Genomic DNA, 24,204 nt, shown 5'->3' on the forward strand with positions numbered 1-24,204 from the left:
CGATCTGCAAAGCTGCGGGGCTCGGCTTCCTCCTCTGATTTGAATGAGGAGCGCATATGAGAGCCGATCGAACGGTTGAAAGAAATCATCTTCGCCAATGGCGCACGCTCATTGCAGAGTACGAGGCCGTCAAGAGGGGAAGATCCACAGCATTCCGTAGTGTGCGCGATTTTTATGTGTACCACGGGACATGCTCGCAGACCTTCCGAAAGTATTATAACCGCTATCGGGCGAGCGGGCTGGCAACTGATCTGTTCCCGCGACGACGTGGCCCGAAAAATCGGCAGAAGTCAGAAGCTGAAGCATCTCATGCAAAAGAGGCCCTTTTTAAAGTATTACATTCTCCGCCATCCGATTTTGGATTCAATCGAGCAACATGGAGGCGTGCTGACCTCCAGCAAACCCTGAAAACGACAGGGGTCATGCTGAGCAAGCGGGACATTCAATCCATCTTTAAGGCGGCTGGGTATAGATGGATGAAAGCCAAACAGGTCCTAACAAGCAGAGACCCCGAATATCGAACCAAGCTCGATAGTGTGAAGTCCATCCTTCAAGGCTTGAGGGAGGACGAGGGGTTCTTCTCGATTGATGAATTTGGCCCAGTCGCGGTCTTGAAACGTGGTGGACGCAAGCTCATAGCCCCTAACGAGAATGCGACCGTGCCTCAGTGGCAAAAATCGAAGGGAGTTGTGATCATCACCGCCGCCCTAGAACTCTCCACTAATCAAGTTACCCACTTCTACTCAGACAAGAAAAACACAGCAGAAATAATCAAGCTGCTAGACTTACTGCTCGATCAAAATCGTCATTTGTCGCGGCTGTACCTGTCTTGGGATGCGGCTTCGTGGCACATATCCAAACAGCTCACGCATCGTATCGCATCTAACAATGTCATGGCGGAGGTGACGGGCTCGACCCGCGTCGAAACTGCACCGTTGCCCGCGGGCGCGCAATTCTTGAATGTCGTTGAAGCAGTCTTCAGCGGAATGGCGCGAGCTATTCTTCACAACAGCGACTATTCATCTGCGGGAGAAGCCAAGCGAGCGATCGACAGATATTTCTCAGAACGTAATGCGTACTTTCGCGAGCATCCAAAACGAGCGGGAAAAAAGATTTGGGGCAATGAGCGGGGAACGATAGCCTTCTCGGAGAGCAGTAACCACAAGGATCCGAGATATAGATAGCTCTCCTAGAAAACGCCACACCGTGGGTCGCTTAGGACCGAAACTCTGATGACTGACGTACTAGAGCCAAGGCATTAGGCTTCATTGCCGTACATTTAACCCAGAGCGTCGAATTTCACCGCACTCTCCTCGCGCAAGATGCCTATGAAAACCCCGCCACACGATCCACATATCGCTGACGTAGCGCCAGCCGGACCAGCTCTCACTGAATATGACGAGAAGCACACGATCACGTACATGCGCGTGCTGGATGCTGATCAACAAGGCGCCGACTGGCGTGATGTCTCTCGGATCGTGTTGCGCATCGACCCAGACACCGAGGCGGATCGGGCGCGGCGAGCGTTCGAAAGCCACCTCTCGCGTGCCAGATGGATGACCGAGCAAGGTTATCGCCATCTTTTGCGACGCGGCGGCTGATCATCGCGAAGCCCTGCGGCAGGCGGCGCTACGAGCTGCCGAATCGCATGATGAAGTTGACTGAGCGGCGGACCCGGGGTCATTCATGGTGGATTCACTTAAGCGACTACAAATATTGGCTGGGGGACTCAGCAGCCGCTCGGAGCAGCTGTGAGCTCCCAAATCGAGAACGTCCAATATCGCTATCGTCCGCACAGAGTGTGCACCACGCGAACCGTGATCAAGCGAGGGTACCACGGGCGCCGGGTTGTTAAGCGCGTGCGAGTCTGCCGCACCAGGTGATTTCTCTCTCTAAGAACGCGCCGCTGTCATATGGAGCCCAGGCAGCGGCCTAGAGAGAAACGCCCAAGAGGGCGCGACAGCGCGAGGTGCTACCGCTTACCTTTACGCACAAAGCCCGGCAGATGGCCGGCTTCTAAGGGTGCAATCACAAGACCAGATGTCAGCTCTGGGCGCTGCAGCAGACGTGTGCTCATACCCTCGAAAACTTCGCCTTTTTGGACCCAAAGCGGTAGTCACCCGTGGCAAAAACTTACCGGTTCCCCGCCGCCTTGCGTAGCAGCATGTGAGCTAGCTTCTCTGGAACAAATTTCTGTGATTGCCAATCGGCTTGCGTAGCGACGCACACATAAAAGGAAATAGCACGACACATAAATCAAGAAGGGGAGATGATGATGTCACGCAAATGCTCTGTGGTGGGCGTGGCTGTGCTCGGCGCCCTGTCCGTCACCCCGGTTTATGCGGGGGGCCTCTTCGATAAACCGTTCGATAGGGGGGGCGCTCTGAGCATCGACAAGCCCTTCGATAAGGGGGGCGCTCTGAGCATCGACAAGCCCTTAGATAAGGGGGGCACTCTGAGCATCGACAAGCCCTTAGACAAGGGGGGCACTCTGAGCATCGACAAGCCCTTAGATAAGGGGGGCACTCTGAGCATCGACAAGCCCTTAGATACGGGGGGCACTCTGAGCATCGACAAGCCCTTAGATAAGGGGGGCACTCTCAGCATCGACAAGCCCTTAGATAAGGGGGGCACTCTCAGCATCGACAAGCCGTTTAGTAAGGGCGGCACTTTAAGTATCGATAAAGTCGATGCTAAAACGTGGGAAGCGATTGGAGTTGTAGCCGCCGTCGTAGTTGTCGGCTGGGCCGCGTGCATCGACGGCTGCGCTTTTGTCGCAGGCATAGTACTCGATGGCGCCACGGTCGGTGCGTCGGGCGGCGCTGTAGCTATTCCGCTAGTTGCGTACGAGTTCGGCCAATCCGGCGGCCCATCTCAGAATAGGAAATCCGGCGGCCCACCTCAAAACAGCACCGATACTACCTCGCGCCCTTCGGAAAACACGGCAAAGGGATCAGACAAAGATCTCCTTGCTCCCACCAAAACGTATCCAAAGTACTATTCTGTGAAAGATTATCCGAGCCCTGAGGGCATGGCGAACGCAATTCCGAAGGTTTCCTTCAAGTCGTTGTCGGACGAATGGGCTGATGCCCTGCTGCAGTTTTCCTATCCATCACCCAGCGCGAAACCTCGAGTGCCTACTGCAGCTGATCCCGCAGGCGGCGTGTTCACGTCTCCACGATCCGGTTTGACGAAAGATGCGGACAGCCTATACGGCAAAGGAAATGCGCGAAGACTCCATGCTGCTACGGACTATTTGGTGAAGCCAGGCACGGAGATTTACGCAACGATGACCGGGACTGTCACACGAATTGATGGCCACACAGAAACGAATTTTCCAATGGTGACCATAGAAGCTATCGACGGCACGAAGTCGCGCATCCTGTATGTTGACCTCGATCCTTCGTTGAAAAAGGGCGCCAAGGTTATAGCCGGAGAAACCAAAATCGGAACTGCTGCAGACCTGTCAAAGGCAGACGAGTACAAAGGTGTTCCCAACCATGTACATGTGGATTACACAGATAGACAGGGGCGGCGGTTCGATCCTTTCCTGAACATGTATGTCGATGACAAAACTTCTGAAGCGGCAGCTGGCAAGGCGGATTAGGTCACGGGTCGCAAGCGAAGCTGATCATTTGCGAAGCTCGACCGCTTCAACCGAGATGCGGCTAGTCTCTACGGAGATCCATTTGTAGCCCAAAGCGGCGATTACGGAATGTCCGTTCTGGCGCCGCTCTTGGGGGGCAAGCGGACATTTGTCAGGCGGACGTTGTGTGTGTACCCGGCCTAGTCAAGCTCTTTACCGGCCAAGTAGTCTACGGCCGTCTTTCGACATAATGAGCTCTTTGCGCAGGCCAATCGCGCCGCTTCGTTGAGCCTTGCTTCCTCTGAACGGGCATAGTCGTGCGCGTGCCACTGGTAGCCGACATAGGCGGCCAGCAGCATTGCTATCGGGTATCGCCAGGCAAAGAAGCTCTCTCTGAGGCGCGGCCACTTTTCGCCGCCCCAGAAGAATCCTCCCACTAACAAGAGGACCAGAATCAGCCAAATACCCACCCGCGCGGGGTGTGGCAGCAATCCAGTCAATACGTGGTTGGCCAGTTCGGCGATCATCAAGGCCGTCCCCCAAACTGCTACCGCTCGAATGACCAAGTCCCACCACTCCTCCCCGGCGCTTCTTTGAGGTTTCCTCGAACTATCCATTTGCTTTCCCCGTCAGCGTTGGCGAAGCAAATGTAGACTATAAGTCCCGCAACGTTCTATCTCAAAATGGGACTCAAAGTCCGTAGACCAAAAGTCACCATCACGCCCCTCTTCCGACCATGGAAGATGGGACTGGCATCATCAGGGTGGTGGCGGAGACGGTTCGCAGAGCCAGGAAGGCGGCTGGCCTGTCCCAGGAGGACTTGGCGTTAGAAGCAGGCGTTGATCGGACCTATATCTCCCAAGTGGAGCGCGGGAAGCGAAACGTGACAATTGTCGTTTTGGCTCGCATTGCGAAAGCCTTGAAGACTACCCCAGACAGGTTGCTAGTGTCCGGCAAGAAGGGAAAGGCATAACGCTGCCCTGGGTAGAGGCTTTGAGTCTCCTCCCCCATCATGCACTGCCGCTTGGTTAGATTTAGACCACCAATCCCTCATCGGGCATGAAGGTGGGACGTGGAGACGGCAATATGGTGAGACGTGAAGTTGGCCCGGTGACAGGAGCTGCTTCCCGGTCACTTCGAGGCTAAGTCTAAGGAGTGACCTACTTGATCACCATCCTACTCCATTACCCACAAGGCCGGGTGACGATGGGGGGATTACTACCGTTCCCACCTCCCCAATCAGACCTTGACCGAAGCCCCTCAACACCGGCAGTGCTTTAGGCTCCCCCCTGAGACTCACTCTCCATTAGCAGAGGCGTAAGCGAAGAAGTGCCCGTCAATTGGGCCCAAAATCAAATTTTAACACTCCCGCGGCCGTGCCCCGTCCGGAGCTCCAATTCGTATTCCATGGCAACCTTCGCGGCCTCGACATCAGACCGGCGCACCAAGACCGCATCGTGAAGCGGCAGCGCGGGAACTCCGGTCTTGTATAGGTTGGTGATGACGGAGATCAGAATATCGCTTTCGTGCCGCATCAGCTTGTAGCCGAGCCCTGTGCCGAACAGGTGCGCGATCGGCGCGTGCTTGGCCTCGATCATCCGGACCGCCTCGCGCAGCTTTATGCCCTCCGGAAAGCTCCCGCGCGTTTCCTCAGGCCAGTTGCCCAGACTGCCGTCTGCGAACAGCAATGCATTGATCAGGACTTTCCAACCATCGCGGCATGCCCCGTCTCCGAGTACGTCGTATATGTCATTCGTTGGCAGTTCGGCTCGCGCGATCACGTAGGCTAGCCTCGGATAAAGCTGCTGGTAATCGACGTCCGCGATCCGCGGGACCGAAACTGCCCCTCTAGAATCCACTATTTAGCCTTTGCGCATCCGGCAAGGAAGGTCTTCCACATTGGATCATCCTTCCCCCGAAGCTCCAATTCATCTCGTTTTGCCTGATACTTCAGATCGCGCGTTCGCTTAGCGCCGTCGGTCTGGGACATCTCTCTGCCGGTCGCCGGGCTTACAAGGTCAGAGCCCTTCGGCACTTCCTTCATTCGAAACTCGACCCATCTTGCCCAGCATTCCGCCACTACGCGATCTTGTCCGTGGCTTTCCTGCGCGAAAAGATGAACGAACGTGGCGAAGAGCAAGATCGTCAGAGTACGCAAAGCCAACCTCCTCCCGATGAGCCGCCCAATCCGAGCATTAAGCCGCCACTTTAGGCAAGCGATCAAGAAATGATCTGGCGTTAGCAATTTGAGCTTTGATGAACTCCTTCGGATCAGAGCCTACGTCTACCCCTAAGGCTTTGCAGGCCTGAAAAATATTTTCTGCCGCCTTATCGGTGATCGCTCTATCCTTCGCATTGACAAGAAGCACAGACATGATGGGGAAATTGTTTACAGCGCAGTAATCAGTTAACCTGCCCATCGCATGTCCCATCTCGTTCTTGGCTATTAACCCCCATGGAATTTCTGGTCTGAGAGAAGTCCAGACATCGCCATAAGAAACAAAGCCATCTGCGGAGTTCGGAGCCAGCTCTTGAATTTTGGCGAAGAGTTCAGGGCCGGTTATCGCCTCTCCGACGCTAAAGTGTCCTCGCTCATCGTCCCCATACCAATAGCTTCTTTCGATAACGCCATCTCCGCGCCAGGGTAATGGCGTTAAGATTGGCTCTAATAGAAACCTAATGCCCCACTCTGTTTGTATCTCTTCATCGGGGTCGATGGCCTCTCGGACGGCGGGCTCCCAAGCCTTAACAAGGCCTTGAAGGTAGGAAGGCTCTGAGTGTTTCTCATGCAGTGCGACATAGATGCCGTTTACCACACCTGCCTCGGCGTGCTCTTTCGCCACTACCCAAGTGCCACTCCAAAAAGTACCGTCGGAGTTTCGAACAACGCCGCCCGCGGATTGACATACAAGGTGAATGCCCTTGATTGGTCGGCCACGATTATCAGACGCTGAGGAAATTTTCTTAGGTGGTTTCTGCCGCGCGATTTCCGCGTCGCAGAGCGCAACGAGTTCATCCTTACTTTTTTCAAGTGCCCGCTTGCGAATAAGTTCTAAGTCTTGGATGCTTTTCGTGGAGAGCTTTTCTGATGTCCAAACGAAATCTTTGAGAGCTTTCAACATCAACTTGCTCCATTATTTCGATTCTTCACCCCGACAGGGCTAATTCATTGAGAAGATGCACTGGCGAACGCTTTTTTTAGCCGCGGATTGTGATGTCAATCGCGTCCGGCGACACATCGTATTTTCGGGCCAATGCTTCTTTGGCTTCCTTGATGGTAAGGACTAGTTGGCCGGGAGTGGGAGGGGCGAGCTGCGCGCTCGCATTTTCGAATTGTGCCGTGGTTGGGTCCAAGATTTCGGTCCAGAGTGCCTCCTTTAGAAAACCGTCACCTGTGCCTCTGAACCCACGACCTTCTACATGGAATGGAGTGAGCCAACTCTGTCCACCCTCAGAGTTTCCCGATTGCTTGAGTGCTTCGCGGTTGGCTTTGAATGCTTTCAAAATGGAAGGTTGCTTATAAAAACTGAGCAAAAGGTCCTGGCCGTCAGAGCTGCTCGGGCCCACAACAGCAACCACATCACTGTCGGACAGCCCACTAAACGTGTCATTGGATGGAGAATAGGCAAACGAAATACGACCCTCGGATTTGGCTGAGCTGTATTTGATAACGCAGCGGACCGGTTTGCCTTCGTAAACGAACCGAACGCGCTGGCCTCGAGGAACTCCCTTGGATGAAATGATCTCCAACTTGCCGTATCTGCGCGAAAGCGCTGCGTGTGCGAGCTTGATAGCCTCGTTCAAATCGGTGCTCATATAAACCTCCTACATCTTATAACGAATATCACTGATGATAGAATAGCATATCATGCGAGGTTGCCGTAGATAGGCGACACGGATGAGGCATGATTGGCTAGCCGCACCATCAACCATCTGTCGCGATCGACGAACGAGATTGCCACGAAGTTGCAGAGGATGACCTCGATGGCCAGTTCGAACTTCCGAGCGTCCGCGGCTTTGCGAGCACGGACACGCTGCTTACGGGATTGCTCAAGCGCACGAAGCTCCGCAGCTAAAGCGTCAATGATCTCTCGCAGGCGATCATCCGAGGCACGCCAACGATTTTCCAAGGTGACCGGCTTTAACATGGCTATCGTGCGCGAAGTGAGCGGGATAAATCACCAACATTGACGGATGTGATCCCCGTCACCCGATCTCTGCTGTAAGCGACCTTTTCGCGAAAGTTGGGAGCGTTGACCCAGGCTATTCAGCTCGTACGTTGGACGCGTACGACGGCTTAGTGTACCCTGGCACCCTGCTGCCGGATTAGAATGCTGTTCCCGTCGCCACCATCAATCACTTCGTAGCCGGGCTCCAGCACAATCCATTTTCCCGCCTGCTGACTGCCCGGCTGACCACGCTTCGCGATCACTACACCATTAAATTTGAGGAAAAGATCAGTTTCAGTCCCTTCGTATTCCAGCTTGCCTCTACTGGTCATGGTCATCACCTTCCTTTTGACAGCGACGGATGCCCGCCGTACCGCTTGACCTTAAGCGCCAACACGCCGTCGAGATGTTTCTCCGTAGCCCATTCGCACCGCTCCTCGATGGCCTGCCCGATCAGCCTCAACACCCTTCCCGTGCTCCTGGCATAGGTGTGCAGCTCGATTCTGAATGCCCGGCCATTCTTATCCTGCTGGGGCCAAACGCGATGATAGCCGCTAGCAAGCCGATGGGCAGCCTTTGCGACTTGGACCAGACGAAACTCCTTCACGCGATGGGAGCCGGGGTCTTCCTCGATAAGGACGGTGATGGCGAGGTGGATGGCAAGAAGCCGCTCCGGCTTTATGGCTTTCTTGCGCAGACGTCCGAACGCGATGGCGGCGCGTGTCTTCGCTGACAGTCCGCGGAGTCGCGTGGCGATCTCGTATGGCGATTGCTCCAGGAGCAGCGCAAGCCGAGCAACAGCATCCTTGATCTGCGGGTCTGTTTCTAGGCGGGGTTTGACGTACGAAGTCGCTGCAGCAAGATATGGCTTCAGCTCCGCGCCTCGATAGCTGCCATGCCAATGACTTCCGTGCCGAGCCCGATGCTCGACATGACGCTTGCAGTGAAACGATGCAAAACCTTGTGCCGCGGACCTCATGGTTCGCTGACGGCAACCTGGAATAACGCATCGCTGATCTTCGCTCGGCCTTGATCTTACTGACCGCGTAGGCATCACAATGTTGGACCAAATCCCGCAAGGGGGGCACCAATATTTCGGCCCTGTTGATCACGCGCCGTTTCTGCAAGCTGGCGTGCGACTTGGAATTCGGCCATCGACTCCGCTTCTTCCGTCGTGAAATGCACGGGGACGAGCTTCAAATCTTTGACTTCAATCGACTCGGCTATCTCCATCCAGACATCGACGTAGGCCGGAGTCCTCTTGGAGCTATTCTTCCATCCCTCGCTTTTCCAATTCCATAGATCCTTTCTAAGTGCATCGACTATGTACATGCTCGTTGTTTGAAGCAAAATCGTACTTGGCTTCGGCAATTTCGAGCAGAGATCACGGACGGCATGTACCAGCGCCTCGTTGTGATCGCTTTTTTTCGAGTCCACCGGCCCTGAGCCTTGCCTGGTGATCTCGCCGCCCCGCCCCCACTGAATGATCCAGCCATAACCGGCCGGGACGTTGGTGCGCGGTAGAACCGTTCTTTGATCAGTACCGGCAATGGTCGCGATATGAAGTTTCCCTTTCTCCAACTCAATCTCTGACCCAACTCTTTTCACCGAAGTCTCCTCGTTATTAGACAAAACGCTTTGACTGAATAGGCTGCATGCCGCGCGTTCGATTTCAAGAAGCGCCCGGTCTAGAAGTGCGTCGTGTTGCGGTATTGCCACATCAGGAAATCGCTCAATGCGTGGGAAATAGGTGACCCTGGGCAATCGCCCACAAACAGACATGCTCACCAGAGTGAGGGATCGATCCTAGGACGCGAATGACAGTGCAGATCGTTGGGGTAGCCGGCAATTCGTTCTGGCATTTGGCCAGTTGTCCGCGCTTCATGCTGACCATGACCCACTTGGCGCAAGTAATTGCATCACATCGCCACCGCCCTGATGCTTCATCTCAACTGGACGTAGCTCGTTGGCTCTAGCCTGCAAGCCAGCATTCCCCACGGGCGCTTGCCCTTCGATGAACCATCCTGCCGGGCGCCGCATCACTCACCCCGCGCCGCCTCAAGTCACCTCACGCCACGTCACTACGTGCTGCCTCACGAATGCGAAGCACAGTCCCAACGCCCACGCTGAGGTCCCGTGCAATTCGTCTCACGCCCGTGCCCTCGCTCAACATAGCGCGGATTACGCGGACCTTCTTAGCGTCGGCGTCCTCCAGTGTCCTACGTCCTAGTTTGATCCCCTCAGCCTTGGCCCTCGCGAGTCCAGCCATTACCCTTTCGCGGATCATGGCGCGTTCAAACTCAGCGAATACACCAAGCATCTGATACATGGCGCGCCCAGAGGGTGTAGAAGTGTCGAGCCCTTGTTGGTGTAAGAAGAGGTCAACACCCTTGGCATGGAGGTCCCTCAAGACATCCAAGAGGTCCGTCAGTGACCTTCCCAGCCTGTCCACTGACCATGCAGCCACCATGTCCACCTCACGCCGGGCTACCGCTTTCATGAGGGCATCAAGCCCGGGCCTGCGGTCACGACCTTTGGCACCCGAGATGCCCGCATCCTCAAAGACAGCGGCCACCTCCCATCCATGGCGTTGGGCAACGGCATCAAGCTCGCGACGCTGGTTGTCAGTGGTCTGCTCGGTGGTGCTGACGCGGATGTACAGGGCAACTCGCTTGGCGGTGGTCGGCATGGAAAGTCATCTCCAGTGAGGACGGCGATGGAGACGATTCTGATTCAACGTGTTCCGAAATGCACTGCTTTTGGACGAGTCAAATCGACTCACCCCGAGTAAACGAAATCAATGACCTAGCAATGGTGATGATGTGAGGGATTTCGGAACACTCAGCCGGCGACATCCTTACCGCAAGTCGGGATTGAGCCGCAAACACCGTGACCAGTGCTGGCCGAGCCCGAGGCCCCCTCGATTCCATTCGCAGCCCTGATCCCGGTTGCCGCGTAAAGCGGCCCGCCAGTGCTGAGATAGGCTGGCACGCTGAGGCAACGCGGAAGCCGGCTCACCGGAATCCCAAAGGGTTGGTCCTGGTGGTTTCCTGCATTGAGGGCGGATGATTCCGATATGGCATACGGGGGAAAACGCGCGGCAAGCCTCCACGCCCTACCCTTCTCGTGTGTGACCCCTAAAAATATCCCTGCAATCTTGGCCGACTTCTTCGGCAAGCGGCCGCTGCCTGAGCCGATCACGGACGCTCAACAATGCTGGCCGGTGCGATGGATCACCAAACGAACGTTTGGCGACTGGCCATGAGTCAAAACGACTCACCGGAGCCTCTCATGTTGAAGGGATCAGGAGCCCAGCCGCAGGGAGTGTGCAGCCACCGCGGCACCTCAGAAGAGGCGAATTCTAGCGGACGGGCACGGGGGACACGATCATGCCGCCGCTACCAGGTGACCCTTTAGATTTGGGACCCCTTTTCGTTTCCGTCCGGAGTCCGACCCAGCCACGCGGTGTAGATCCTTGCACCCCGATTTACCCCTTGAATAGGAACCAGCTGATGCTTCATGGTAGTAGAAACACGCCGATACTACCAACGATGCCTTCATCCAGTCTGACCGCGCGGACCTCCCGCCTGCCAACATTGGAAACCCGCATGCTAAAACGACTTTCTGAGCAATTTGCGCCCGATCCGCCCGTTGAGTACGGGCACTTAGTCAAGCTGCTACAGATCGCAGCGTCCGAGACCGACTACCAAAGTCTGGTAACAAAGACGTTTTCCATGACCCCTGAATACGAGCGACGCAAGGTGCTCCTACTGCACGGCCATTTTTCACGAATGGACTTCATTCAGCTTCTTCATTCTGCAGGGGATGCCAAAGGAACAAACATTCGCAGCGCGAACGAGCTCTTGCGGCGGTTGATAGAATGGTCACTCGTTATCGACAGTGATTTTGGATTCAATCAAGAGCATCGCTTCCAATGGTCAAGGGCTGCGATAGCTCTCTTTGGAGGCCTCGACCTCATAGATAATGTCCTACTCGGGCGTTCGCATGTTGTTGAAAAATATTCGCGCAGCATCCCGGCGATAATCGTTCGCAAGAATGGTCACGAGCGCATTGGGACAGGCTTTCTTACGGTACGAGGTGGGCGCATCGCACCCTTCCTGGGCGAAGGCATTATTGTGACCGCCAAACACAACGTCGACCCCGCCGACGGGATTGATTTCGTCAAATTCGGCGATACCGACGGTGTTACCTACGAAGCGAGGCAATCCAACTGGATTTGTCATTCTACGCGCGATCTCGCGGCAATGCCTGTTCGCGTAACCGGGCGTGCTGTTCCAATTCACGCGATGGGGCAAGCATCTGTCCTCTCGCGAACAATATCGCTCGGATATCCAACGATCTCTCAAACAGATCGAGCCTACTTGCTAGCGCACAACGGCGAACTCAACGCCATAGTCTCTTCATATTTGGACAAACAGAAGTATTTGCTCATCTCGAATACGGTCGCCCCGGGCAATAGTGGCGGCCCTGTCTTAGACGAATCTGGATTGTGCATAGGCATAGTCGTTCAAGCTCTGGAAGGACAATACGATGGTGGTACCAGTAAAGCCAACGCCGCGATACCTGCTGCTGATATTCAAGAATTCCTCCTTTCGCTGCCTCAGCACGAGCAAGGTCATCATTGACTCGGCGTCGCCCGGGACGCGGTTCGGCTTCCTTCGGCCTGGATTGGAGCCGCGCCGGTGAATCTTTCGCAGAGGGTGTTTGCGCTCGGTCAGACTGTTGTTGCGCCAAATAAAGAAACAACGACCGACAAGCTCAATGGTGCTCTCAACAGTTTGCTGAACTCAACCTTCAAATCGAACGCAGGATTCATAGTCGACGCAAACAACGCCTGCAGCGCTCAATTCGCCACGATCGTGCACGGCTCTCGTGATGAAAACAACGCAATCAAGGCGGATGAAGCAGCTGCTATTATCGACGTTATCGACGAGCTTGATCTCGCCACCTTTCGTATAGGATATTCACGCATCTCAAATGCTAAGCGAATAGAAAAGTCGCCATCGCCCCGTGGCACCGAGCGATCGACAGCTACGCTTGGCATACTCTACGCCCGGAGTTCGAGTGCCTCACTAGAAGAAATCGCTGAGGAGCTGTATCGACTCAACTGTAATAACGATCACCAGTTCTGGCCGGACATGGTCGTAGTCGCGTCGGTCGGTGTTGTAAATTACGCAGTGCAGTTTCCGGGCGAGCCGGTAAGTGGTGACTTTCTGCCGCCGCACCCCTTCGCGTTTAGAAATGGGGTGCCGCCGGTCTACGTTGTGATCGTGATGCGGTCGACGCAACACTATTCGTTCAACAAGATGGTCGCCTTCCTAGTTGCGTATCTTGCTGTGTTTCAGCCGGACGCAAAAGGCAAAGTGCCCAACTGGATAGACATATTGGAAGGTGTGCCTACAAGCGCGGTAACTCTGCTTGGCTTTCAGCCAAACTTGAAGGGGCAGATCCTTCCTGTGCCGCGCGACGAATACAACGATCGTATCTTGCCGGCCCGGCCAATTGGCATTGAAGATCAGGCGGGGAACGTATTGGCGACGATCGCTTACCGGAAATGGCAAGATGGCGCGATAATTATCCTTATTGGAAAGCTTCCTCTTGAAGGATTGCTGATATTCTTGCCGAATGTGAATCCCGCGCATCTTCGCATAGTTCGTCGAAGCGGCTTCCAAATCTCGTACGTGCTTCCGGTTTCACAGAATCAATTCAACGCATTGCTAAACAACTTGCAGCAGAGGTCCAGTTTCGTGATCAACAAAAATGGCCCCGGTTTTGTCGTGCAGAAACTTATGGACGAGGGCGTCGGCACTCCCTTTGTTGCTCGCTGTTGGCTGGGGCTGTTGCGATTGCGCGAGAATGTCTACCCGAACAAGGACGATCGTGATGCTTTCGATAAGATCTTCCAGGCAGTTCTTTCGTCCGTTATGGCCGCCCGTACCGCGGCAAAGAACGTCGAGGCAAAGTGGCAGGCGCATTCCGCTAGGATTGCGTCGGGAGAGATAGTAAGGATAGAGCACGGAACGGTTCACATCCTTGAATCGATTGATAAGGAGATAGCGACTGAGGTCGAGACGTTTGTAAATACATCCGTCCGCTCAATTAAGACTGGCTTGCAGAACCTCGGAAACTTCCTCGGCGCAGATATCGGTTTCCTGTTCAAAAAGAAGGCGGCGTTCGATAGCGGATTGGAGCGTTTGCAGAACTCAGATCCTCTTCTTGCGAGATATTTAGAAGAGGTTCGGAAGTGGACGGAGCCTTTGATTGGCGTCCGAAACGATCTGGAACACCATTTATGGATCGTCCCGCGGATCGCTTATACAAACAACAGCGGGGCGGTGTCCGCAGCTGAACCTACAATCTTGGGGCTCGGCGCAACGCGATTTACAAACGATTACGCTGATCGCGTGATGTGCTTCGTCGAAGATTTGGTCGCGCACCTTCTCCAAGTGAGAATGCCTGCGGGCGTTACGGTTACCGAAGTCAAGCGTGCTGATCGAACAGCCGAAGCACCCGAGCGGTTTCGAATCACGCCTGCTGTCGGCGGTGCTGGCGCTTGGGAGATAGGGTATCGCGCAGATCGTTTCGAGGAGATTTAGGCGCCGGTAAGTCTGTTTGGCGCTGCCGGAAGAGCGCGGCAGGATCCCTACGAAGGACTAAGATGTTGATTTGTACATTGAAATCTTTCTTCCAGCTATTGCCGCCAAATGCAACTGATGGTAGCGGTTAGGTGTTTGGGGGAGGAAAGAATGGGCGATGTGCTTTCTCACGTACTGACTTTTATTGCCGGCCTTGCCGCGGGCGTTGTGGTCAAAATTAGGTTTGATGCAAGTCGGCGTTCCGTGTCTGCCAACACCGTCTCCGGCGATAGTCAAGGCAAGGTCGAGCAAAGCGGCAACACCGTTAGAGGGCACATGTCTGGTCGTGACGTGAATGTGCGAGATTGACCGGGAACGCTAATGGTACTGCGGAGCCCCCGCCAGCTTCGGGTACCGCGCTTACGATTCACCAGCCAACCAACACGGCGCTCACCACGAGTCAAAATGGCAATACCGTTCATGGTCACATGGGCGGCCGGGACGTAAACGTATTCGCCCCCGGGGGTGACCTTCATATCACGCAGCAGTTGCCAAGTGCTAATCCCCAGAGCGTGTTCCGTAAGTTGTTCGAAAAATTGGAGAACGAGGCGGCTACGGACAAGACTCTGACAACATACATAAGGCAGTTGGAAATTTACACTCGGCGTGTCGAAGACGAGAAGGTCATTGGACTGGAGCAGAAGCTAAAGATGGCAGGTCGGGAGCGCCAGGTTACGATGGCTGTGGCTCTGAAGGAGAACGTCTACGCCGACATTAAGATGAACGTGTTCTCTTCGACATATCAACTCATCGTCGCGACACTTATGTCAAAGATCCACGAGCGGTTTGAAACTCAGATACGTCCGCTTATCGAAGCTGGCTTGGACAGGTCTCATATAGACAAAGTCTTCTCCGAGCAGATTACAATTCCAATTTCCCAAGAACTCGATGACTGCCCTCAGTTCAAAGATGTGGCCGTCGACTATGTGCGAGGCATGGCATTCTTCCTCACCGGCAATTGTCACATTAGGTGGGATTAGATGCTAGTTTACCACCCCGCATTCGACGTTTATCACGGCGTCTTCCGAGCGCTCTTGTTACTGGAGAATGCTCCGAACAAGTCGATGCCATTTGATGCGTTGCGAATTGTCGATCTCTATTTTCTTTTTCCCTACCTCTTGGCTGATTTTGAGTTTCCAAGAGGAGCTGGCCGACGCGGCCGACAGCTGGCAGGGACTAGGTCACGCTTCAATACTCTGCCTTCTCCAAAGACCTTTGTGTCGCAAATGCAGGGGCTCCATAAGCTCATCTCTGCAGCGCTTGCGGGGCGTGGCCTGATTCAGGCGGACGCGTTGAAGGACGGGAATGTGGAAAGAACAGATAATGCGTTTCCAGAAGAGTTGCTCCGTCAAGCGACTTCCGAAGACACCGTCTTGGCTGCATACCTAGGTTCGACTCTTGCAACGATACCATTGCTAGGCAAAGACGGGCTGAAAGCGCGTTCTAGGTTGATGGAGTTTCGGTATGATCCGACGTGATCCATCGCTACGTTTGCTGCGCTTAGTCGTCACAAAATCCGGAAAGAGCGCATATGACGAAGCGTTTCATCCGGGGGTAAACGTTATCAGAAGCGAAGGAAATAGCCGCGGCAAGTCGACAATTGCCGATCTGATATTCTTCGCGTTGGGAGGCGATCTAACAGAATGGAAGGCTGAGGCAGGTAGCTGTGATCAAACGTTCGCCGAGGTTGCGCTGAATGGTGCAGTACTGACGTTGCGTCGCGAGATATCTGTTGGGTCAAGGCAAATCCCAATGTGGGTTTACTTTGGCACGTTCGTTGATGGGATCGAAAGCGCGGCCCAGGGGTGGCTAAGGCTGCCTTACGCACGATCCGGCGACAAGGAGAGCTTCAGCCAACTTCTGTTTAGAGCGATGGGAGTTCCTGAAGTCCCTGCGGAAGAAGCCAACATCACGATGCATCAGCTGTTGCGGCTGATGTATGTCGATCAGATGACTCCTGTGAGCGCGATCTTCAGAATGGAAGAGCGGGATTCGCCGTATCGACGGCAGGCCGTAGGCGATGTGCTTTGCGGTGTGTTAGACGAGCGCATCTACCCAAGCCAGATCAGAGTGCGGCAGCTGGATAGAGAGTATGGCGAGGTCACGGGCCAATTTTCTGGCTTGATGCGGGTTTTGCGCCGCGTTGACGAAAGTCTGGATTTCTCTGATCTTCTTAGTAGAACCACTCAGACGGAGGAGTCGCGCCGGAAGGCACTGGACGAAATCGAGCAGCTGAGAGGGGCAAGATACTTATCCGACCAAAAGGAATCTGGCGGGTCGGCGGCCCTAGACGCATTGCGGCGAGATCTCGACAAGGTGAGTCGGGACATAGTTGCTATACAGCGAGACGTTGATCGCCTGGTCCTTGCGATTGAAGACGCCGATTTGTTGATTTCCGATCTAGAACGGAACTTGATTCAGATCAGACAGTCGCAGGCAACCGGGCAAGCGCTCGGGCCACTTACGTTCTCATTCTGCCCGAGCTGTTTCTCCCCAATTGCGAGAGCATCGGACGGGCACCACTGCCACCTATGCAAAAGCGAACTCGAAGAGGCGCATGACCTCTCTCGATATGCGCGACTTCGTAATGAACTTGAGATGCAGCTGAAGGAATCGCGTGAACTTCAGAAAGTGCGCGCGACAGATCGAGACGCTCTTCAACGCAGACTGGACGGGCTGCAGCGTATCAGAAGCGCGTTATCGGATGAGCTGCTGGACCGATCTAGGCATTACCTGACCGAGGCGGATGCGAGGATTGAAGTCCTCACTCGCTCCGTCGGTTACTTTGATCGGGAATTGATTGATCTCGATAGGGATCGGAGGCTTGCTGCGGAGGTAGTTGACCTCGCTGCTCAGAAAGAGCGCCTCAACAAGGAGCTGTCGGAACTCAGGCGTAACATCGCTTCTTGGATCGAAGCCAAGGAGCAGCGGCAGTCTTCCATCTATAGCTTGATATCCCGCATAACGGCGGCAATTCTTGAAGGAGATATTTCTAGCGATATCGAGCCGGTGCAACCCGATGGAGTTAGGTTCGATTTTCGCGATAACGAGATCGTTGTTAACGAGAAACGCGGATACTCCGCGAGTTCACGTACGATTATTAAGAACGCCTTTCATCTCGCGATGCTCTTTGCCTCCTGTGCTGATGTGAGAATGAAGTATCCCAAGTTTTTGTTGATCGACAACATTGAGGATAAAGGCATGACTCCTGCACGCAGTCACAAATTCCAGCGCCTGATCCTTGATATGAGCGAGAATACTGAGGTCGAGCATCAGATAATCTTCACCACATCGATGCCTGATCCGGTTTGGGAGGGATCGCCGCACACTGTCGGCCCCCTGTATACTGCTACAGCTAAGTCACTGAAGGTCTAGCAGCGCCGTCTGAGTGCCGGTTCTGTTAGCCGGGAAGCTTGACCGATTCGATGCACCTCTTCTTCAATTGCTTCAACTGAGCCTTCGAGTAGAGTCCAAACGTAATCCCGACTTCGCTTTCATGTCCCATGATGTCCGCCACGACATTCTCCCGGTGACCTGCATCCTCAGCCTTCGTCGCGAACCAACGTCTTAAACTGTGGAAGTGATCCTAGACAGGCTCACCCCGTCCCTCGTATCATCCACGCCGATGCGCTTGCGGAGGTAGACGAACGTTCGAAAGGGCCATGGTCCGGTTGTTGTCCACCGCAAAGTCTATTGATTGTGGCTGGCTCTCGATGATCCTCCGCCAGTCCGGCATCCTCGGGCATCGTGTCGGGCCGCATACGAACACCACCGCAAGCTCTTCCGCAATAAGGGTGTCACCTATGTTCTTGCCATTGAGCAATAGGATGGCGCATTTGCGTTGTTGCACGCCTTTGCGTACCGGTCGGGCACGCGCAGCGCACCTCGTTGAGGTCAAGTGTCCCGCTATTGATCAGTTCCTGAAAGCGTTCGGTAGCGAGGTTCGCCACCGCCCTTTCATCTGGCCCCACCACACGCCGGCCTCTACTTGCCAACTCAGGCGTGTCATAGCCGACCATCCGGTACTTGGCGCCGCGTACATTTATTGTGTCTCCATCAACGACCTGTATCTCGGCAGAGGTGATGGGGTCGGCCCGACCGGGACCAATGGCAGCAACGAAGGCAAGCACCAGCCCGAAGACGCTACTCGACTTGTGGCACCCACACTTGGACAAAAGCACCGTCATTCACCCCCGATATGCGAAACTTCCAGCGCTCCAGCTCGGCGGACGGATAATCGAATCCTGCTGATTTCAGCGCCTGAACGGCCTCCGCCTCTGTCGAGGCCTTGAGGTCCGTCTCAAAGTCTGGCGAAGTGAGAGGCGCGGCAGTATCATTGTCAGGACGACCGTTGAAGATCAGGTAGCCTGTCGAGGAATCGGTGTTCAACTGGTCCGGGCTCAGTTCGTATTCTGATTCGTTAGCCATCGTCGTCCTCACCCACAAACGCTTGGATACGGCGGCTCAGATGACGCGAACTGGTATGCTGCTGTCAACTAGTTCCACTTTTCTAGACTGCCCCTCCGTGCTACACAGCGCAGCCATCGGGCGGTAAAAATCTCAGCCTTTTCAATGCCGTGCAGCTCCACGCTCAGTTTCCGCTAGGGAGCGCCATTGGCTTTGCCGGCCCTCGCCCTTGGCAACTTGACCGCCTCCACGCATTCCCGCTTCAGCTCGGTCAATTGTGCCTTGGAGTAATGGCCGAAGGTGAGCCCGACATTCTTGCTGTGTCCCATAACGGCGGCCACCACGTTCTCCCGCTGACCAGCCTCCTCCGCCTTTGTGGCAAACCATCGCCTAAAGCTATGAAAGTTGACCTTGGACCTCCTCGCTCCCTCTCTCTTGTCATCCACACCGATGCGCTTGCGGAGGTAACCAAAGCGCTTTGAGAGGGCCATGGTCCGGTTGTTGTCCCAGCCGGTGTCTTGGAGGTCCGCAAACAGGTACTCATTCGGGTCACGCTTGCCGATGCGACCCTTCACAAGCTTCTTCAAGGCTGAATGGATGGGGATGGTGCGGATGGCGGCCGGTGTCTTCCCGCGCGTCACCGAAAACATGCCGTCCATACAGTCGCGTACTCGCAGTTGACCAATCTCCTCCAGCCTCATCGCCGACAACGCAGCGATACGCATGAAGTCCTTGAGGTCATCATCTGCGTCGCTGTTGAGGAGCGTCAGCACCTCATCATCGGTAAACGGCCTCTCGCTGCCTTGAGGTCCATCCTGAGCTATCCGGTGAGCCCTAGGCTTCGCGAGCGACTTGCCGGCCCATGGGTTCGGTCGTATGCTGAAGCTCTTGTTCAGCCACTGCCAATACTGGCGTAATGCTGAGAGCTTCTTGTTGGCGGTGTGCGCATGCATGCCGGCGGAGACAAAGGCCTCATCACGGAAGTCAGATGCAATGCGGTCGGTCACTGTTTCAATGAAGGTGGTCGAGGTGCCGCCTGTGTCCGAACACCAAGCCTTGAACTGCGCCAATGCCGTGCGGGCGTCTGCCTTTGTGCGCTCACTGTATCCAGACGCGGCGAGCCACCGCTCAACGTAGAAGTCCACGGGAGTTGCGCGGCCAGAAGCGATCTTGGCGAACTCGGCACCTCTGCTACTTGTCCCCTCTTCCGCCTCTTCTTCGGCCTGACTACTCGGTACACCCTCCTGCCGGTCGATTTGCTCGGCACGCTCAACGATAGCGTACATGATGTCGTCGCGCCTTTGTGCGCTGGCCTTGGCGAGTTCTTCCCGATAGGCGAGAGCTTCCGCCGCTAGCCCCTGATGCTCTCTAGTCTCGTGACCTCCCGCGTTGGCGATCTCTTTCTTGATCTCTTCGAGTGCGGCCCAGCGAGCAATTCGCGCGACGCGGACGTCTTCCGTCTTAAGCGAACGCACCAAGCGCTTCTTGCCGAGTACGGCTCGCAGCGTCCGGGGCACCTCAGCGACTGCGTACCACGTGGTCCCATTGCCGCGCGGCTGGATCAGGTATCGGTAGTCGCCTCTAGCGGATGCTGCCCCCAACGGTGCCCCCAACGCTTGTACCCTAACACAGGCATGATTATGCTGCATTTTTCAAAATACACCAGTGTTTTCAAAGTGCGGGGTAGTATCCAGGTTCCCCAGCCAGACTCCGAAATTGCCCAACAGCTCTAACGCGTTAGGTCGGCCGATCTGAAATCCGGCAGACAATGGTCCAAGGCCCTGGTCCACGGGAGCCGGATTGTACCTTCCTACCTACGCCGCCGAGGTCATACATGGTTTTTCCGGTGGAAATGGCCCAAGCGCCTTGCAGGTTGCGGTTTCCCAGGTGAGCTTATTTGCAGCCTGAAGACGAGCGACGTCCGCATCGCTCGCCGCCGGGCGATGCTGCTTGTCCTCAAACTCGAACTGCTAATGACTTCAACGAGCAACCCGGGCCGAGCCGAACTGCAGAATGCGGTCCGTACGTGGATTGATGATTGCATCTGGCGCCGAGAGGTCCGGCGCGCGGACACCGGCGGGCTGGATTTCTTCGAGCGCGACGAGATCCAACAGATGGGGCGCCAAGAGGCCGCCGAGCTGGACGGTCTCTTCCGCCTCGCCTCCGACATGTTCGCGCCAGAACAACAGGCCGAGATCGAGCGCATTCTGAATCAACAGATATCGCTCACCGATCCGGATGCCCGTTCGATGGCCACCAGCGGACGCGGATCGGGTGTTGTCGGCTACAATGTCCAGGTCGCGGTGGACACCGAACACCACCTGATTGTTACCTACGAGGTCATAAACGTCGGCAACGACCGTGGGCAGCTTGCTCGGATGTCGAAGCAAGCCAAAGAAGTGCTCGAAGTGGACAAACTCGAGGCGGTCGCCGACCGTGGCTACTTCGACGGAGAGATATTAGCCTGCGAAGAGGCTGGCGTTGCAGTCACCTTGCCCAAGCCCATGACGTCGGGCGCGAAGGCGGAGGGCCGGTTCGGCAAACAGGACTTCGCCTACCTGCCTGATGAGGACGCCTACCGCTGCCCATCCGGCCAGCTGCTGCCCTATCACTACACCAACGTGGAGCATGGGATGACGCTGCGCCGGTACTGGTCGACGGCGGCTTGCCAAGGCTGCGCGATCAAGAGCCAATGTACGCCGTCCAAAGAGCGCCGCATCACGCGCTGGGAGCATGAGCATGTAGTCGAGGAGGTCCAGAGACGGCTCGATTCCAATCCCGACGCCATGCGGACGCGACGCGAGACGGTCGAGCATCCCTTCGGCACGATCAAGGCCCGAATGGGTGCGACCCACTTCCTGATGAAGAGCCTACCGAACGTCGCCGCCGAGATGGCGTTGCATGTCCTCGCCTATAACCTCACAGGGGTGATGAACATCGTCGGCAAACCGAGCCCGATTGCAGCCATCCGCGCCACCTGAGGCTGGAAAATGCGTCCAAATGCACGACATCGCGTAGCTATAACCGGCTATCGGACGATCCGACGCGAAAACATCGGCGGCCTGCAACGATTGTCGACCACGGCCGCTTCCGAGCTATCCGTTTCCACACAACCAAGACCCTAAGACGACATTGGGCCCGATCACTCTATGAGGGCCGGTTCGATGCAAGATCTTCCCTCGCCTCCTGTTGCAAACTGCTAACCTGATCGCATGGACAACGCTCGGCTTAGCAGCGCGCAAATCTCCTGAGGCAGCATTTACGGGCCGGTCACCCTCAGACGCAGGGGCACGCGTCCCTTATCCGAGTCGACAATATAGAGCTGCAGCTTGGGCAAAATCTTCTCCATGGCTTCCAGGTACAGTCGCGTCCTGGTGACGTCCGGTGCCTTTTCATATTCCTTCTGCAACGCCAAAAAACGGCTTGTCTCGCCGACGGCGTCGGCGACGCGCTGTTGCTTGTAGGCCTCCGCCTCGCTCAGCCGTATTCGAGCCTCGCCCCGTGCTTTGGGAATGAGGTTGCTCGCGTAAACGCGGGCTTCGTTGATCACTTTCTCACGGTCGGCCATGGCGTTCGCGACGTCCTGGAACGCCTCTACAACCGATCTGTCGAGAGTTATTGTCATAATATTCGCAGACACGATGCGAATGCCGCTGTGCCGACGGTCCAAGACTTCCTGCGTCTCGGCTTTGACGCGTTCCTGCACGGCGATCCGCCCCTTGGTCAGTACCTCGTCGATGGGCATGCCGATGACCGTCTCCGTCAGCACCCCCTCGGCGACGGCCTCAATGTAGGCCGGTATGTCCTCGATCTGAAAAAGGAATTCCGCCGGATCGCGGATAACGTATTGCAGAACGAGGGCAGCATTGACGATATTGGTGTCCCCAGTCACCAACTCCATGCCGGACGGCGCGGCCGATTCACCGGCGGGTATCGCAAATCCCACGCCGACTTTCTTCACGCTGGTCGTCTTGACGACGTCCAGGCGATCAACGGGCCAGGGGAAGCGGTAGTGCATGCCGGGGCCGACCTCTGCCGCGACGGCACCGAACCGACGCACCACCGCGCGCTCATCTGCCCCGACGGCATAGAAGCCCGAGACCAGATGGGCTCCCAAAAAAAGGGCAAGGATGGCGAGGATCCAATAGCGATGGCGACGCCAAACGAGGCGCGATAGTCGGCGACGCGACCGCGGTTCGACTCCGCGCGTCAGATCTTCTGCTGCGTGGTCTGCTTCTCGCCGGGTGTCGCCTAGGGCGTGATCGGAAGCGAGCGTCATCGGACCTCCTCCTCCTCGTGTTTTTTGTTCTGGAGAAGATCGGCGCCGGTTGAAAGTTCTCTGGGCGCCGGAGGCGATGGTCCGACCTGGCCCGCTTGCTTGTCGAAGTGCAGCATCTGCAGAGCGTCGGTATCTGCGGGAAGGAAGATAGTCGTCTTGTCATCCAGCAATTTGTCGTAGGCCCGCAAGGTCCGGAGGAATTGGTAGAATCTCAGATCCTGCTCGAAGACTGCAGCGTAGGTCCGCGAAGCCTCGGCATCGGCATCGGCCTTGATGCGCTCGGCCTGTCCGGCAGCGTCGGAATCGATCCGGCTCTTCTCGTGGTCGGCCTCGGCGATGATCCTCTTCGCCTCCACCTCGCCCGCCGAGCGGTTCTCCTTGGCTATCTTGGCCCGCTCGGCCTTCATGCGTTCGAAGACGTGCTCCCGGTTTAGCTCTGGAGGGTAGAGGCGGCGAACATCGACGCTGACGACGTCGATGCCGTAAGTCGTTCGCGCGAAATCGGTGACGCGGCGAACGACTTCCGACGCCACGGCCAGATAGTTTCGTTTTGCCCGGTCGGTGGAGATGAGAACGGGTGCCGGATACTGGCCCATGACGGCGCCGATCTCCGCCAGGATGACGTCGGAGAGACGCTGCTCGGCCGCAGCCGGGGTCGCGAGCGCGGCGAGAAAGCGTTCCGGGTCGGCGATCCGCCAGGTCACGAGGCTGTCGACGCCGAGATTCTTCTTGTCAATCGTCAGAAATTCGGAAGGCGCCGGGCGAAAGAACAGGGTCCGTTTGTCCAGCCGCACGACACGGTCAAATGGCGCAACGACGTGGAGGCCGGGGTCGGCAAGAACACGGACCACACGTCCAAAGCGGGTGACAAGTCCATATTCGGTGACGTCCAGGGCGATGAACGAAGCAACAAGAGCCCAGACCGTGAGCACCGCCGCCAGCGCCGGCAGGGTGCGCCGGAGCACGACGTTCGATCGTTTATTCGCCGTGATGGATTGTTCCGCCATTCTCACCTGTCCACGCGTTCAGATCCAATCCGTTTAATGGGCTTCGTCATCTCGCCCCCACTTGATCCCCGGCTATTTGCTAATTTTCTTGATCCTCGCC

The 24,204-nt window shown here is 55.9% G+C and carries 24 protein-coding genes and 2 pseudogenes; 13 read left to right on the plus strand and 13 right to left on the minus strand.

Going from position 1 to position 24,204, the window contains the following annotated elements:
• Positions 1-56 precede the first annotated feature (56 nt).
• From HCN58_RS15015 to HCN58_RS15025, 3 genes are all read left to right on the plus strand, one after another.
• Entirely contained in the window at positions 57-1,184 is a 1,128-nt protein-coding gene (locus HCN58_RS15015; RefSeq protein WP_171580128.1) for an IS630 family transposase, read from the plus strand.
• 144 nt (positions 1,185-1,328) lie between these two features.
• The gene (locus HCN58_RS15020) at positions 1,329-1,601 is read left to right on the plus strand and encodes a DNA -binding domain-containing protein (RefSeq protein ID WP_171580129.1); all 273 of its coding nucleotides are present in this window, start codon (positions 1,329-1,331) and stop codon (positions 1,599-1,601) included.
• A 674-nt stretch (positions 1,602-2,275) separates the two neighbouring features.
• The gene (locus tag HCN58_RS15025) at positions 2,276-3,607 is read left to right on the plus strand and encodes a M23 family metallopeptidase (RefSeq protein WP_171580130.1); all 1,332 of its coding nucleotides are present in this window, start codon (positions 2,276-2,278) and stop codon (positions 3,605-3,607) included.
• Between the two features lie 179 nt (positions 3,608-3,786).
• Here the strand turns inward: HCN58_RS15025 and HCN58_RS15030 are convergent, their stop codons facing one another.
• A complete protein-coding gene (locus tag HCN58_RS15030) occupies positions 3,787-4,113 on the minus strand; it encodes a hypothetical protein (protein WP_171580131.1) in 327 nt (108 codons plus the stop codon).
• Positions 4,114-4,322: 209 nt separating this feature from the next.
• Here HCN58_RS15030 and HCN58_RS15035 point away from each other — a divergent pair, with 209 nt between their 5' ends.
• The gene (locus HCN58_RS15035; RefSeq protein WP_171580132.1) at positions 4,323-4,559 is read left to right on the plus strand and encodes a helix-turn-helix domain-containing protein; all 237 of its coding nucleotides are present in this window, start codon (positions 4,323-4,325) and stop codon (positions 4,557-4,559) included.
• Positions 4,560-4,938: 379 nt separating this feature from the next.
• Here HCN58_RS15035 and HCN58_RS15040 read toward each other — a convergent pair whose 3' ends face one another.
• The 6 genes from HCN58_RS15040 to HCN58_RS15065 form a co-directional block, all read right to left on the minus strand.
• Complete coding sequence (locus tag HCN58_RS15040; protein WP_171580133.1) at positions 4,939-5,367, minus strand: hypothetical protein; 429 nt, start codon at positions 5,365-5,367, stop codon at positions 4,939-4,941.
• Positions 5,368-5,444: 77 nt separating this feature from the next.
• Positions 5,445-5,744 (minus strand): hypothetical protein, encoded by a 300-nt coding sequence (locus HCN58_RS15045; RefSeq protein ID WP_171580134.1) that lies wholly within the window; start codon positions 5,742-5,744, stop codon positions 5,445-5,447.
• 37 nt (positions 5,745-5,781) lie between these two features.
• On the minus strand, positions 5,782-6,708 hold the full coding sequence (locus tag HCN58_RS15050; protein ID WP_171580135.1) for a hypothetical protein: 927 nt from the start codon (positions 6,706-6,708) through the stop codon (positions 5,782-5,784).
• Between the two features lie 76 nt (positions 6,709-6,784).
• Positions 6,785-7,402, minus strand: coding sequence for a hypothetical protein (locus tag HCN58_RS15055; protein ID WP_171580136.1), 618 nt, complete (start codon positions 7,400-7,402; stop codon positions 6,785-6,787).
• A gap of 50 nt (positions 7,403-7,452) precedes the next feature.
• Positions 7,453-7,734: a hypothetical protein gene (locus HCN58_RS15060; protein ID WP_171580137.1), complete on the minus strand. Its 282-nt coding sequence runs from the start codon at positions 7,732-7,734 to the stop codon at positions 7,453-7,455.
• A 149-nt stretch (positions 7,735-7,883) separates the two neighbouring features.
• On the minus strand, positions 7,884-8,093 hold the full coding sequence (locus tag HCN58_RS15065) for a hypothetical protein (protein WP_210265995.1): 210 nt from the start codon (positions 8,091-8,093) through the stop codon (positions 7,884-7,886).
• Between the two features lie 152 nt (positions 8,094-8,245).
• Here HCN58_RS15065 and HCN58_RS15070 point away from each other — a divergent pair, with 152 nt between their 5' ends.
• Positions 8,246-8,488 (plus strand): hypothetical protein, encoded by a 243-nt coding sequence (locus HCN58_RS15070; RefSeq protein ID WP_171580139.1) that lies wholly within the window; start codon positions 8,246-8,248, stop codon positions 8,486-8,488.
• Between the two features lie 320 nt (positions 8,489-8,808).
• On the opposite strand, the gene HCN58_RS15075 is transcribed toward HCN58_RS15070, so the two are convergent.
• Both HCN58_RS15075 and HCN58_RS15080 read right to left on the minus strand, forming a co-directional pair.
• Positions 8,809-9,537 (minus strand): RNase H family protein, encoded by a 729-nt coding sequence (locus tag HCN58_RS15075; protein WP_235983659.1) that lies wholly within the window; start codon positions 9,535-9,537, stop codon positions 8,809-8,811.
• Positions 9,538-9,823: 286 nt separating this feature from the next.
• Positions 9,824-10,444, minus strand: coding sequence for a recombinase family protein (locus HCN58_RS15080; RefSeq protein ID WP_171580141.1), 621 nt, complete (start codon positions 10,442-10,444; stop codon positions 9,824-9,826).
• Between the two features lie 919 nt (positions 10,445-11,363).
• Between HCN58_RS15080 and HCN58_RS15085 the strand changes: the two genes are divergently transcribed.
• The 6 genes from HCN58_RS15085 to HCN58_RS15110 all read left to right on the plus strand — a co-directional run bounded on the left by HCN58_RS15085 (position 11,364) and on the right by HCN58_RS15110 (position 17,786).
• On the plus strand, positions 11,364-12,401 hold the full coding sequence (locus HCN58_RS15085; RefSeq protein WP_171580142.1) for a S1 family peptidase: 1,038 nt from the start codon (positions 11,364-11,366) through the stop codon (positions 12,399-12,401).
• Positions 12,402-12,458: 57 nt separating this feature from the next.
• Complete coding sequence (locus HCN58_RS15090) at positions 12,459-14,372, plus strand: hypothetical protein (RefSeq protein ID WP_171580143.1); 1,914 nt, start codon at positions 12,459-12,461, stop codon at positions 14,370-14,372.
• Between the two features lie 150 nt (positions 14,373-14,522).
• Positions 14,523-14,720 (plus strand): hypothetical protein, encoded by a 198-nt coding sequence (locus HCN58_RS15095; RefSeq protein WP_171580144.1) that lies wholly within the window; start codon positions 14,523-14,525, stop codon positions 14,718-14,720.
• Between the two features lie 119 nt (positions 14,721-14,839).
• Complete coding sequence (locus tag HCN58_RS15100) at positions 14,840-15,391, plus strand: ABC-three component system protein (protein WP_171580145.1); 552 nt, start codon at positions 14,840-14,842, stop codon at positions 15,389-15,391.
• Positions 15,392-15,889: an ABC-three component system middle component 5 gene (locus HCN58_RS15105; RefSeq protein ID WP_171580146.1), complete on the plus strand. Its 498-nt coding sequence runs from the start codon at positions 15,392-15,394 to the stop codon at positions 15,887-15,889.
• The gene (locus HCN58_RS15110; protein WP_171580147.1) at positions 15,876-17,786 is read left to right on the plus strand and encodes a coiled-coil domain-containing protein; all 1,911 of its coding nucleotides are present in this window, start codon (positions 15,876-15,878) and stop codon (positions 17,784-17,786) included. Before HCN58_RS15105 ends, HCN58_RS15110 begins: the two co-directional genes overlap by 14 nt.
• Before the next feature lie 768 nt (positions 17,787-18,554).
• Here the strand turns inward: HCN58_RS15110 and HCN58_RS15115 are convergent.
• The gene (locus tag HCN58_RS15115; RefSeq protein ID WP_171580148.1) at positions 18,555-18,839 is read right to left on the minus strand and encodes a hypothetical protein; all 285 of its coding nucleotides are present in this window, start codon (positions 18,837-18,839) and stop codon (positions 18,555-18,557) included.
• Positions 18,840-19,012: 173 nt separating this feature from the next.
• Positions 19,013-20,467: a site-specific integrase gene (locus tag HCN58_RS15120; protein ID WP_171580149.1), complete on the minus strand. Its 1,455-nt coding sequence runs from the start codon at positions 20,465-20,467 to the stop codon at positions 19,013-19,015.
• Between the two features lie 150 nt (positions 20,468-20,617).
• Between HCN58_RS15120 and HCN58_RS37070 the strand changes: the two are divergent.
• Both HCN58_RS37070 and HCN58_RS15125 read left to right on the plus strand, forming a co-directional pair.
• Positions 20,618-20,773, plus strand: a pseudogene (locus tag HCN58_RS37070) (DUF6538 domain-containing protein); the annotation flags it as partial.
• A 138-nt stretch (positions 20,774-20,911) separates the two neighbouring features.
• A pseudogene (locus HCN58_RS15125) lies at positions 20,912-21,799 on the plus strand (transposase); the annotation flags it as partial.
• A gap of 278 nt (positions 21,800-22,077) precedes the next feature.
• Here the strand turns inward: HCN58_RS15125 and hflK are convergent.
• Positions 22,078-23,097, minus strand: coding sequence for an FtsH protease activity modulator HflK (hflK, locus tag HCN58_RS15130; RefSeq protein WP_171580150.1), 1,020 nt, complete (start codon positions 23,095-23,097; stop codon positions 22,078-22,080).
• Positions 23,094-24,104 carry a protease modulator HflC gene (gene hflC, locus HCN58_RS15135; RefSeq protein WP_171580151.1) on the minus strand — a complete coding sequence of 337 codons (1,011 nt, stop codon included), beginning with the start codon at positions 24,102-24,104 and terminating at the stop codon, positions 23,094-23,096. The genes hflK and hflC overlap by 4 nt, the downstream gene beginning before the upstream one ends.
• Positions 24,105-24,204 lie beyond the last annotated feature (100 nt).

The organism is Bradyrhizobium australiense (assembly GCF_013114825.1).
Lineage (GTDB): Bacteria > Pseudomonadota > Alphaproteobacteria > Rhizobiales > Xanthobacteraceae > Bradyrhizobium > Bradyrhizobium australiense.